Source organism: Rhodococcus sp. BP-241 (assembly GCF_019836145.1).
Lineage (GTDB): Bacteria > Actinomycetota > Actinomycetes > Mycobacteriales > Mycobacteriaceae > Rhodococcoides.
This window is the reverse complement of record NZ_JABUEI010000003.1, coordinates 388695-400602: the sequence shown is the minus strand read 5'-3', so window position 1 is coordinate 400602 and position 11908 is coordinate 388695. Positions and strand designations below refer to the sequence as shown.

At 70.0% G+C, this 11908-nt stretch carries 12 protein-coding genes; 8 read left to right on the top strand and 4 right to left on the bottom strand.

Annotation, left to right across the window (positions count from 1 at the left end; genetic code table 11):
• Position 1 precedes the first annotated feature (1 nt).
• The 3 genes from HQ308_RS08290 to HQ308_RS08280 are packed head-to-tail and all read left to right on the top strand — an operon-like array spanning position 2 to position 3475.
• Positions 2 to 973, top strand: a complete 972-nt coding sequence (locus tag HQ308_RS08290; protein ID WP_056447215.1) for an ABC transporter permease — start codon at positions 2 to 4, stop codon at positions 971 to 973.
• Entirely contained in the window at positions 966 to 1850 is an 885-nt protein-coding gene (locus tag HQ308_RS08285) for an ABC transporter permease (protein ID WP_222646119.1), read from the top strand. Before HQ308_RS08290 ends, HQ308_RS08285 begins: the two co-directional genes overlap by 8 nt.
• The gene (locus HQ308_RS08280; protein ID WP_222646118.1) at positions 1847 to 3475 is read left to right on the top strand and encodes an ABC transporter ATP-binding protein; all 1629 of its coding nucleotides are present in this window, start codon (positions 1847 to 1849) and stop codon (positions 3473 to 3475) included. Before HQ308_RS08285 ends, HQ308_RS08280 begins: the two co-directional genes overlap by 4 nt.
• Positions 3476 to 3660: 185 nt before the next feature.
• Here HQ308_RS08280 and HQ308_RS08275 read toward each other — a convergent pair whose 3' ends face one another.
• Positions 3661 to 5034, bottom strand: a complete 1374-nt coding sequence (locus HQ308_RS08275) for an MFS transporter (protein ID WP_222646117.1) — start codon at positions 5032 to 5034, stop codon at positions 3661 to 3663.
• Positions 5035 to 5114: 80 nt separating this feature from the next.
• On the opposite strand from HQ308_RS08275, the gene HQ308_RS08270 reads away from it, so the two are divergent.
• From HQ308_RS08270 to msrA, 3 genes are all read left to right on the top strand, one after another.
• Positions 5115 to 5630, top strand: a complete 516-nt coding sequence (locus tag HQ308_RS08270; RefSeq protein ID WP_056447228.1) for a helix-turn-helix domain-containing protein — start codon at positions 5115 to 5117, stop codon at positions 5628 to 5630.
• Between the two features lie 108 nt (positions 5631 to 5738).
• Positions 5739 to 6539: a GAF and ANTAR domain-containing protein gene (locus HQ308_RS08265; protein ID WP_261775855.1), complete on the top strand. Its 801-nt coding sequence runs from the start codon at positions 5739 to 5741 to the stop codon at positions 6537 to 6539.
• 85 nt (positions 6540 to 6624) lie between these two features.
• Positions 6625 to 7161: a peptide-methionine (S)-S-oxide reductase MsrA gene (gene msrA, locus HQ308_RS08260; protein WP_056447231.1), complete on the top strand. Its 537-nt coding sequence runs from the start codon at positions 6625 to 6627 to the stop codon at positions 7159 to 7161.
• A 30-nt stretch (positions 7162 to 7191) separates the two neighbouring features.
• Here the strand turns inward: msrA and HQ308_RS08255 are convergent, their stop codons facing one another.
• Positions 7192 to 7992 carry a HugZ family protein gene (locus HQ308_RS08255; RefSeq protein ID WP_222646116.1) on the bottom strand — a complete coding sequence of 267 codons (801 nt, stop codon included), beginning with the start codon at positions 7990 to 7992 and terminating at the stop codon, positions 7192 to 7194.
• Between the two features lie 220 nt (positions 7993 to 8212).
• Positions 8213 to 8941 carry a pirin family protein gene (locus tag HQ308_RS08250; RefSeq protein WP_027504008.1) on the bottom strand — a complete coding sequence of 243 codons (729 nt, stop codon included), beginning with the start codon at positions 8939 to 8941 and terminating at the stop codon, positions 8213 to 8215.
• Between the two features lie 85 nt (positions 8942 to 9026).
• On the opposite strand from HQ308_RS08250, the gene HQ308_RS08245 reads away from it, so the two are divergent.
• Positions 9027 to 9695, top strand: coding sequence for an SDR family oxidoreductase (locus HQ308_RS08245; protein WP_222646115.1), 669 nt, complete (start codon positions 9027 to 9029; stop codon positions 9693 to 9695).
• Here HQ308_RS08245 and HQ308_RS08240 read toward each other — a convergent pair.
• A complete protein-coding gene (locus HQ308_RS08240) occupies positions 9683 to 10909 on the bottom strand; it encodes an MFS transporter (RefSeq protein ID WP_222638250.1) in 1227 nt (408 codons plus the stop codon). The genes HQ308_RS08245 and HQ308_RS08240 overlap by 13 nt on opposite strands.
• A gap of 85 nt (positions 10910 to 10994) precedes the next feature.
• Between HQ308_RS08240 and HQ308_RS08235 the strand changes: the two genes are divergently transcribed.
• The gene (locus tag HQ308_RS08235) at positions 10995 to 11903 is read left to right on the top strand and encodes a LysR family transcriptional regulator (RefSeq protein ID WP_222646114.1); all 909 of its coding nucleotides are present in this window, start codon (positions 10995 to 10997) and stop codon (positions 11901 to 11903) included.
• The last annotated feature ends 5 nt before the right edge of the window (positions 11904 to 11908 follow it).

Genomic DNA, 11908 nt, shown 5'->3' with positions numbered 1-11908 from the left:
CATGCTTCGCTACCTCGGCCTGCGCGTCCTGCAGGCGATCGGTGTCCTGTGGGCCGCGTTCACCATCTCCTTCGTGGTGCTGTTCCTGCTGCCCTCCGATCCGGTGAGCATCGCGGTCGATTCCGGCGGCGGCAGTGGCACCCCGGTGGACGCGGCCGCGGTCGCCGAGCTGCAGGCCCGGTACGGACTGGACAAGCCTGTCCTCGAGCAGTACTGGACATCGCTCACCAGCGCGATCCGCGGTGACTTCGGCACGTCCATCTCCACGGGTCAGCCGGTGACCACCGCGATCCTGGACGCCGTTCCGAGCACCCTCGCCCTGGCCGGTCTCGCGCTGATGCTCGCCGTCGGTGTCGGTGGGGGGCTCGCCTTCCTCGCTACCTACACCCGCGCACGATGGTTGCGTACCGCGCTGCTCTCCCTCCCTCCGCTGGGCGTCGCGGTGCCGACGTTCTGGGTGGGACTTCTGCTCCTGCAGGTGTTCTCGTTCGGGCTGCCGATCTTCCCGGCGTTCGGCGACCGCGGGTTCGGATCGCTGGTGCTGCCGGCGATCACGCTGGCGGTACCGACCGGGGCCGTCATCGCGCAGGTGCTCGCGACCAGCCTGACCACGACGTGGCGGCAACCGTTCACCACCGCGGCCGAGGCGAAGGGTGCGTCCCGGTGGCGGATCCAGACTCGCCACGTGCTGCGCCTGGCCAGCGTGCCGGCGTTCACCATCGCCGGCGTCCTCGTCGGCGAACTGTTGGCCGGTTCGGTGGTCGTCGAGACCGTGTTCTCCCGGGCCGGCGTAGGCCGACTGACGCAGACATCGGTTCTCGCGCAGGACATCCCGGTGGTGCAGGGAATCGTGGTCCTCACGTCGCTGGTGTTCGTGGTCGTCACGCTGGCCGTGGACATCGTGTACCCCCTGATCGATCCCCGGATCGTCCAGCGCACCACCCGACCCACGAAGGAGCCGGCCCATGTCTGACGTCCTGGTACGAGAGACGGTCCACGCGAACGTCTCGCCCGAACCGACGTCCCGTCGACGGCGAGTGACCCCGCGGGCCGTCGGCGGCAGGATCGGCGTGGCGGTGTCGGTGGCCGTCCTGATCGTCGCCGTCGGGTTCGCCGTCGTCCCGTCTCTGTTCGCCAGTGGGGATCCCTTGCGCGGCGTCCCGGCGGAGAAGTTGCAGGGACCCAGCGCCGCTCACTGGTTCGGCACCGACAACATCGGCCGCGACGTCTGGACCCGGGTCGTGCACGGCGCCGGGTTGTCGCTCAGCGCGACGCTGATGGCCGTGGCCATCGCGCTCGTGGCGGGATCGCTTCTCGGCCTGATCGGAGGCGCTGTCGGCGGAACCGTCGACGCGGTGCTCATGCGTCTCGTCGACGTGCTGTTGTCCATCCCGACTCTGCTACTGGCCCTGGCCCTGGTCACCGCTCTCGGTTTCGGAACCGTGAACGTCGCGATCGCGGTCGGTGTCACCCTCGTCGCGAGCTTCGCGCGCGTGATGCGGTCCGAGGTGCTGCGGGTACGGCGGTCGCTGTACGTGGAGGCCGCCTTCGCGTCGGGTTCGCGGTGGCACACCGTGCTGTGGACCCACATTCTCCGGAACGCGTATCCACCCGTGATCGCCCTGGCGGCAGTGCAGTTCGGCATGGCCGTGCTCGCGGTGTCGTCGCTCAGTTTCCTTGGTTTCGGAGCGGTACCGCCCACACCGGAGTGGGGTTCGCTCGTGTCGGAGGGGCGCAACTTCCTCGCCACCTCCTGGTGGCTCACCACGCTGCCCGGTCTCGTCATCGTGGCGGTCGTGCTGTCGGCGCACAGAGTGGGCCACGCGCTGGATCGGGGTGATCGAGCGTGAGCAGCAGGAGTGGAGCCGGCGGAACGACCCGGACGAGCCTGCTCAGGGTCGACGGTCTGCGCGTGTCGTACGGGGCGACAGAGGCAGTGCGGGGTGTCGACTTCGAGATCGCGCGGGGTGAGGTGCTCGCCCTGGTCGGCGAGTCCGGCAGCGGCAAGACGACCACGGCCCAGGCGATCATCGGTCTCCTCGCCGGATCGGGCACCGTCACCGGGGGCACCGTCACGTTCGACGGTGACCGTGTCGACGACGCGGGACACCGTCGGTGGGAGAAGCTTCGCGGTGCGCACATCGGTCTGGTGCCGCAGGACCCGACCACGTCGCTCAATCCCGTGAAGCGAGTGGGGGAGCAGGTCGCAGAGGTGCTCCGCATCCACGGCCGGGCCGACCGGCGCAGCGCCGCGGCGGCGGTCGTGCGGATACTCGACGAGGCGGGGATCGACAATCCGGACCTCCGTGCTCGGCAGTATCCGCAAGACCTGTCCGGCGGGCAGCGTCAGCGCGTGCTCATCGGTGTCGCGCTGGCGTGCGAGCCTGAGCTGGTGATCGCCGACGAGCCGACCAGCGCTCTGGACGTGACCGTGCACCGCCGCATTCTCGACCACCTCGCGGATCGGATCGCCGAGCACGGCACCTCGGTACTGCTGATCACGCACGACCTCGGGGTCGCGGCCGACCGCGCCGATCGGATCGCCGTCATGCGTGACGGTGAGATCGTCGAGATCGGGCCGGCGCGAGAGGTGTTGGAGAACCCGACCGCCGACTACACGAGAAGCCTGATCGCGTCCGCGCCGTCTCTGACGTCGGTACGGCTGCCGCGTGCGACGCGCGAGGCGCAGCCGGTCCTGTTGTCGCTGAGACACGTGTCCAAGACGTTCCGCATCGGTCGTGGGCAGAACCTGACGGCGGTGGACGGGGTGTCGCTCGACGTCGAGCGCGGACGGACGGTGTCGATCGTCGGGGAGAGCGGCTCGGGAAAGTCCACCACCGCTCGCATCGCCCTGCGGCTCGAGAACCCGTCGGCGGGGTCGGTCGTCTTCGACGGCGACGACATCACGTCCGCACGCGGCAGGGAGTTGCGCACCCTCAGGCGACGCTTCCAGATCGTGTATCAGAACCCGTACGCATCGCTGAATCCCGCACTGCGCGTGCGGGACATCGTGGCGGAACCGCTCGTCGCGTTCGGGCTCGGATCACGCTCCACGCGTCCCGCCCGGGTGGCCGAACTGCTCGAGCAGGTCGCCCTGGCGCCGGAGTACCTCGACAGGCGCCCCGCCGAGCTGTCCGGTGGGCAGCGCCAGCGGGTCGCCATCGCCCGCGCGCTGGCTCTCCACCCGGAGTTGCTCGTGCTCGACGAACCGGTGTCCGCACTGGACGTCTCGGTGCAGGCGCAGATTCTCGAACTCCTCACTCGGCTGCAGGACGAGCTGGATCTGAGCTATCTGTTCATCTCCCACGATCTCGCGGTCGTGCGGCAGATCAGCGACACGGTGCTGGTGATGCGCAACGGGCGAGTGGTCGAGTCCGGGTCGGCGGAGGACGTGTTCGATCGACCGCAGCACGAGTACACCAGGGAACTGCGCAACGCCGTTCCGGGAACGGGAGTCGACGCACGACCGTCGTGACCTTTCCGATCACGCCGAGCAGAACTGTGTCTCCGCGCGCCGCGCGGCTCTAGCGTCGGGCCATGACCTGGAACTCGATCATCGATTCGATCCGTCACTGGGTGTCCGACTGGAGCGACGAGTCTGCCGCCGGCTGCGTCGAGGCTGCGGTGCGCACCTCGTTCTGAGGGCGCGCGACGACGCGGTCAGCGTACGGCTCTCGGCCGGGTCGCCGCGACGACCGCGGCCCCCAGCGCGGTGATCGCGATGACGATGATCACGGCGTGGTTCCAGCCGTCGAACACCGCGGACGGCGCGGTGCCGGCCGACAGGACCACCACCGACACCACGGTCACGCCGATCGCCGAGCCGAGGTAGCGCGCGGTGTTGTTCGCCCCGCTTCCCATGGCGGCGCGCCCGGCAGGGACGCTCGCGACGGCCTCGCGGCCGAGGGCGGCGTTGACTATTCCTGTCGCGGCACCGGCCAGGACGAGACCCGGCACGAGGCGCAGGGGCGACGACGTCTCGGACAGTCCGAGTAACAGCCCCGTCCCGACGGCGACACCGACGAGGCCCAGGGCCAGTTGCGTTCGGCCGGAGACGGACGCGGGTATGCGCCGCGCGAGCAGGGCGGTGATCACGCTCGTCGCGGACCAGCCGAAGAGCAGGAGGGCGCTGTGGAGTGCGTCCAGACCGAATGCCGCGCTGACGAATCCGGCCATGTACGACATCAGCGCGATCACCCCGGCTCCGGTGGCGAGTGCGGCGACGGTGGCGGCGAGGAAGGCGGGTTGGCGCAGCAGCGTGAGATCGAGCATGGGCGAGGCGGTCCGGCGTTCGTGCAGAACGAAACCCGCGAGCAACAGCGCGGCCACGGCGAGCAGGACGAGGGGTAGGGGTCGCGTCCACCCGGCACGGCCCTCGACGAGCGCGGCGAGGAGGGCCGACAGACCCCCGGACAGGGCGACGGCGCCGATCAGGTCCAGCCCGCGCGGTGTCTCCGTGCGGGATTCGGCGAGGAGGCGCCCTGCGACGACCGCGGCGACGAGTGTCAGCGCGGTGAGCAGCCAGTACCCCTCGCGCCACGTGGCGAGACGATCCGAGGTCGCGGACAGCAGGGGCCCGAGGGTGATGCCCGCGCCGACGGCCGCGCCCCAGATGCCGCTGGCACGGGCGCGCAGCGGGCCGGGTTCGAAGGCGTGCGCGATGACGCCGAGACTCGACGCCAGCACCGCGCCCGCCCCGACGCCCTGGACCACGCGGGCGAGGACGAACACGAGCGTGGACGGAGCGGCCGCGCACACAGCGGACGCGAGGGCGAGGACGACGAGACCGAGAACGAAGGTGCGCCGACGGCCGATGTCGTCGGCGAGTGCGCCGGACACCAGCAACGCGGCACTGAGGCCGATGCTCATCGAGCTCAGGATCCAGGTTCTGCCCGACGCGTCGCTCCCGAGCGTCGCGGCGGTGCTGCCGATGGTCGCCAGGGGAAACGTGAACGCAGCCAGGGCGAGGAGGGTCCCGAACGCCGCGACGGGCAGGGGACGGGCGAGAGGTGGTGCGGATCGCTGCTGAGTCATGCCCGTCCTTCGGTTCGGTGAGCGGACCGTAACCCGCCGATATGGTTCGGTCAACAGACCGTTCGAGGTAGGCTCGGGCCATGGCGATGGGAACGGATTACGCCGCGCAGGACTGCTCGCTCGCTCGCGCCCTGGAGATCGTGGGGGAGCGGTGGACACTGCTCGTCGTGCGGGACTCCCTGTTCGGTGTACGCCGGTTCTCCGACTTCCAGCACCACCTCGGCATGTCGAAGGCAGTGCTGTCGCAGCGCCTGTCGGCCCTGGTGGACCACGGGTTGCTGAGCAGGGAACGTGTCGGTGGGCGTGAGGAATATCGTCCCACCGAGATCCTCGTCGACCTGTGGCCCGCGCTGCACGCGCTGACGGTGTGGGGTGAACGAGCAGTGCCCGCGCAGGACGGCCCCCGTCGGGTGTTCCGACACGAACCGTGCGGCGGTGAGCTCGACGATCACGGCAGCTGCCCGCAGTGCGGGACCGTGCCCGCTGCCGGTCGGGTCGTCATGTCGCCGGGGCCGGGTGTGACCGCGACCCCGCGGCCGAACACCGTGTCCCGCGCGCTCCGCGCACCTCGTCGGTTGCTCGAGCCGATCAGGTGACGGCGACACCCGGCGCGAGGTGAAGGGGGGCGGTCGCGCGACGGCCCCCTGGCCTCGCTCTATTCTGGACCGGGTCGGAAACACAGGTCCGCGACACGGTCGGTTGTCATGGGCGTCGAGAGTGGGGAACACATGACGGTGCCGTACGGCGATCGCGGCGATCTCGTCCGCACCATCGACGAGGACACCTCCGTCGATCAGCAGGCGTCTGCGCTCGGCAGCATCGCCGAGATGGCCCGCACTCTCCGCGGAACCCGTCGATCGGTGGACGACACGCTGACAGCCCTGGTGCGGTCGGCCACGCAGCTCATGCCCGGCGTCGACCATGCGTGCGTCACCGTGATGACCGGTGCGCGGCGCACCATCCACGCCCGCACCGACGACGTCGCCGCCGATCTCTGCCGTGTGCAGTTCGAACTGGGTGAGGGGCCCACCGAGAACGAGATCTGGCAGATCGACACCGTCGTGGCCGAGAATCTCGGCAGCGAGCGGCGGTGGCCCTCCTTCGCCGCGGCCGCACGCGACAGGGGAATCGAGTCGATGGCGGCGTTCCGCCTCTACACCGATCCGTCGGCGCGTGATCTCGGCGTGTTGCTGCTGTTCAGCAGGACTGCCGACGCCTTCGACGCCGATGCTCAGATGGTCGGATCCGCGCTCGCCGCCCACGGCGCGGTGGCGCTGCTCAGTGCCCGCGACGACCAGAACTTCCGGGACGGCCTCGCGAGTCGCGACATCATCGGCCAGGCCAAGGGGATCCTCATGGAGCGATTCGACGTCGATGCCGTGCAGGCCTTCACGATGCTTGCCCACATCTCCCAGTCCGAGAACCGCCCGCTGCGGGAGGTCGCGCTGTCTCTGATCGAGGAGTCGCATCCCACGAGGTCCGTCGAGGTTCCGCCCGTCGCGTGACGGCCCGCCGGAACTGCCCGTCGGAACAACGCGGTGCGCGCGGACGTTGTCGGAACAGAGTGTTACTGCGACAAGAGGAGACACCATGGCGGACAGCACACAGGCAGGTTCCACGACCGAGACGGCCATCCTGGCGGGTGGATGCTTCTGGGGTGTCGAGGAACTGATCCGCAAGCAGCCAGGCGTGCTCTCCACGCGCGTCGGGTACTCGGGCGGAGACGTGCCGAACGCGACGTACCGGAACCACGGCACGCACGCCGAGGCGGTCGAGATCGTGTTCGACCCGACCCGGACGACCTACCGCGACATCCTGGAGTTCTTCTTCCAGATTCACGACCCGTCGACGAAGAACCGTCAGGGCAACGACCGCGGAGTGAGCTACCGCTCGGCGATCTTCTACACCTCCGACGAGCAGAAGCGCGTCGCGCTGGACACGATCGCCGACGTCGACGCGTCCGGTATCTGGCCCGGAAAGGTGGTCACCGAGGTCACCGCGGCGAGCGAGTTCTGGGAGGCCGAGCCCGAACATCAGGACTACCTGCAGCGGATCCCCAACGGATACACCTGCCACTGGGTCCGCCCCGACTGGAAGTTGCCGCGCCGGAACGCTGCGGTCAGCTGAGCCGTTCGACAGTCGACGCCCGTCGTCCCCTCAGGGGCGGCGGGCGTTTCTCGTCAGCTCGATCGTCGCGGCACGGAGATCGTCGAGTGACGCCAACGGCGACGTGTAGCCGACTCGCGTGTAGGACACGCCTCTCGGAGTGGTGACCGTGATGTCGAGTCCGTAGCGGTCGGCGCCGGTGCACACAGCGGACGTCGCATCGGGGAATCCGCCGAATGCCGCGGTCATCGCGGTGAGTGCGTCCGCGTGGTCGTCGTTCAGGTGCTCCACCGCAGGCCCGCTCACCGGCCGTACCGGATCCGGTACGGCGGCTGCGTAGTCCGCCGCCGTGGCCGAGTCCATGCGGCCGTAGCCGCCCACCCATCTGACTCGGTCCACCGACAGGATCCAGACGGTGAAGTCGCTGTAGTCGATGTAGTACCGCGCCGCCGGGACGGCCGTCAGGTGCGCCTCCCGTGCAGCCTCGACGTCCGAGCCCGACGGCCGAAGCACGGTGCCCGCCAGCGTGATACGTCCGCTCGCGAGCGGATCACTGTTCTCGCCCGGAGCGACGACGGACAGACTCACCCGTGGATCCGCCGCGAGATTGCGACCGTGCTCCGCCATGTGGGAGACACAGAGCACGGGGTTCCCGCCCAGGAGGCCGTACGTCACGTAGGACGCCCACGGATGTCCGTCGGCCGAGAGGCTCGCGAGCGTGGCCGTGTTGGTCGACGCGGCCACCGTGCGCGCCTCCTCCGCCGCGGACGGCCGGCGAGGGTGGGTGACGGGAGCGATGGGCGTCGGCATCGACGGGGCGTCGCCGGGGTCGCCGTGATCGAGAGTGGCCATGGGCGAACACTACCGGCGCCCGGCGCCGACCGGTGGCGCCGGAATGCCCTAGCGGACGGGCGGTCGCAGCAGGAGGGCAGCGCCCGAACCGACACCGACCACCATGAACATCAGCAGCATGACGACGTTGGCCATCTCGTTCTCCGTCTTCCGGGCGGGTACGTCCACATCGCGACCCGTGTGGACAGATCTCTACCCCCGGCCGTGTGACCGCAAACACTCACGCATGAGCGTGCATCTCCCACACCAGGATCTCGGCCGACGACGTCGTGTGGACGACATGTCCGCCGGTGTCGGTACCGCGGAGCGCGTCACCGGGACCGAGTGTTCCGATGCCGTCGATCTCGACGGTGCCGCGCGCGACGAAGAGGTGGAGGAACGGCGCGGTGGGGAGGGTGACGGGCGTGCCCGGCCGCAGCCGCGCCACGTGGAGCGCCGCCTTGCTCTGGCCCAGTCCGACGGCCGTGCCACCGCGGTCACGGTCGAGTCCCGACGCGACCGTGACCAGGCGGCCGGAGGCCAGTTCGCCTGCCGCCGCGTACTCCTCGTACCCGGGCGGCCGCCCGTTCTCGTCCGGCGGAAGCCACATCTGGACGACCCGCAGCGGTGTCCCGGCGGAATATCCGGCCCCGTTCCGCTCGGAGTGGACGACGCCGGAGCCCGCACTCATCCGCTGCGCCAACCCGGGCGTGATGGTCCCCTCGTTCCCGAGCGAGTCACGGTGCACCAGTGATCCGTCCAGCACCCAGGTCACGATCTCGACGTCGGCGTGCTGGTGGCTGTCGAATCCCTCGCCCGCGTCGACGGTGTCGTCGTTGTGGACGAGCAGCAACCCGTGCGCATTCGCGGCGAGATCGAAGTTGCCCGCCACGGGGAAGGACTGCCAGGAGTCCAGCCACTCGTTGCGCCAGTGGATTCGATCGGCAGCGGGTACGACGACGTCGGGCATGACACGCACAGTACCCGGGCACATCGACACTCCGACGCGATGTGATGACAGCTATCATCAGATGATGGTGGGACGACGGAGACCGTTGGCGGACCTCGCAGGCAAGGTGGTGGTGATCACCGGAGCCGGATCCGGCATGGGCCGCGCGTACGCGGCGGCCTTCGCCGCCCGCGTCGCCCGGGAGGTGGGCCCGGCGACCGACGTCGTCAACAACGCCGGCATCGAGGGCGGTTTCCGGCCCGCCTGGCATCTCGACGACGCGTCCTACGACCGGGTGATGGCGGTCGATCTCGGTGGGGTGGTGCACGGGACGCGCGCCTTCCTGCCGCAGCTGATGTCGCGGCCGGCGGCTGCGCTGGTGAACGTGTCCTCCATCTTCGGACTGCAGGGGACGCCGAACCACACCGACTACTGCGCCAGCAAGTTCGCGGTGCGGGGATTCACCGAGGCCCTCGCGACCGAACTCGCCGGGTCCACCGTCTCGGTCCACCTGGTCCATCCGGGCGGCGTGGCGACCAACATCTCGCGGGCCGAGGGATCCCAGCAGTTCGCAGCGAAGTACTACGCCACCTCGCCCGAGGCGGTGGCCGAGCGCGTGGTGCGGGACGTCGAGTCCGGACGGATGCGCATCGTCACCGGACACCGGTCGCGCCAGGTCGCCTTCGGGGCCCGGTTCCTGCCGCTCCCGCTCATGGTCCGGCTCGTCCGTCGCGACATGAACGACATCCTGGACCCCGGCGACTACGCCGACTGAGCCTCGGCGCCGGGCGACCGCAGGACCAGTGCCCACAGAGCGGCGACGACGGCCAGTGCGATGACGAACGCGGCCATGGCCGACCAGCCGTAGGCCTGATACACGACGCCGCCCGTCCAGCCGACGATGCTCGAACCGCCGTAGTAGAAGAGGTTGTAGAGCGACGCCGCCTGAGCGCGACCGTCCGTCGCGCGATGCCCGGTCCATCCGGACGCGATGGCGTGCGCGGCGAAGAATCCCATCGTGAACACCACCAGGCCGAGGAGTACGACGATCAGCGAGTGCGCGATCGTCAGGGCGACCCCGGCGATCATGACGCCCGTCGACCCGGCGAGCACCGCGGAGCGTCCGAACCGGCCGGCCAGCTGTCCGGCGACGCGAGACGAGACGGTTCCGCTGAGATAGGCGATGAAGATGAGGCTGATCAGCGACTGGGGGAGTCCGAACGGGGCTGCCTCGAGGCGGAAGCCCAGATAGTTGTAGACGGTGACGAAGCCGCCCATGAGCAGGAACGCCTGCCCGAACAGCGCGCGCATGCCGGGGTCCCGGAGGTGTGTGGTGACGCGTTTCCCCAGCCCCGGGCCGCCATCCCGCGCAGGGAGCGCGCGCCGCGGTGCGGGGGCGAGGCGCAGGAAGGCGATCGCGGCCACGGCGGCGATGATCGAGACCGTCAGTGTTCCGATGCGCCAGTTCGTGTACTCGGCGACGGGTCCGGCGACGATGCGGCCGAGCAGCCCGCCCAGCGTGGTGCCCGAGACGTAGGTGGCCGCGGCCACCGCGGTGTTCCGGCGGTGCACCTCCTCGCTGAGGTAGGCGATCGCGATGGCCGGCAGCCCGCCGAGGGCGGCGCCCTCCACGAACCGCACCGTCAGCAGCATCGGCAACGACGTGGAGAGCGGGACGACGAGGCCCAGGACGGTGGCCGTGACGATCGAGATGCTCATGGCACGCACCCGGCCGACGCGGTCGGCCACCACGGACCACGGCAGTACGGCGACCGCGACGCCGACCGTGGCGCAGCCCACCGCGAGCGAGGACTGCGACGGCGTGATCGAGAGGTTCGAGGCGATGAGCGGGAGGATGCCCTGGACGGAGTACAGCTGGGCGAAAGTGGCGACACCGGCGAGAAGCAGCCCGGCGACGAGCCTGCGGTACTCGCGGGACCCACGGGTGTGTCCGTCCCAGTCGGTGTCGGTCGCCTCGTCGATGGTCACGGGATCCGACGGTAGGCCGGACGCGACCTATTCGTCCAATGCATTGCATCTCGCACAATCATGATCGTGACGTATCGTTCGATTCATGCGTGAGGAAGCCGAGGCACTCCTGCCTCTGATCCCGACACTGCTCGCCGTGGCGGAGACCGAACACATCACCGAGGCGGCGCACGTCCTCGGCCTCCCGCAGCCGACGGTGAGCCGGCAACTCGCCCGCGCCTCGGCCGCGTTGGGAGTGGCGGTCGTCGAGCGTCGTGGTCGGGGCATCGCCCTCACGCCTGCGGGACGTGCACTGATGCCCTTCCTCGACCGGGCGGTCCGCGAACTCGAGGCCGGGCTCGACGCCATGACCGAGCAGGACGCCCGCACTCGTGGCCGCATCTCGGTCAGCTTCCAGAACACGGTCGGCGAGGGCGTGCTCCCGCTGCTCATCAAGCGCTTCCTCGCCGATCATCCCGCCGTCACGTTCACCCTCGACCAGGGCGCGCGGGCCCGGTGCCTCGACAGACTGGAGGACGGGAGCGCGGACCTCGCATTCGTGGCGCTCGGCACCGAACACGGCACCGACACGTCCTTCGGGCTGTACGACGAGAGGCTCGTGTTGGTCGTCCCGTCCGATCACCGACTGGCGGGCCGCCGATCGGTGGACCTCGTGGAGACGGCGGACGACCCGTACGTGGCGATGGAACACGGGTACGGCATGCGTTCTCTCTGCGAGACACTGTGGGCCGCTGCGGGAATGGCCCCGACCATCGCCTTCGAGGGGCAGGACATCCACACCGTGCGCGGGCTGGTCGGGGCGGGCCTCGGCGTCAGCGTCCTCCCTCGCACGACCGCTCCCGCCGGCCCGCTTCCCACGGTCGACATTGCGGTGAACGACCCCGCGGCGCGGCGGCGCATCGGCGTGGTGTGGCCCGCACGCACCCTGCCGGCGCAGGCCCTCGCCTTCCGCGACATGGTGGTGCGGCGAGGGGCCGCTGTCCTGGCGCGCTGACGATC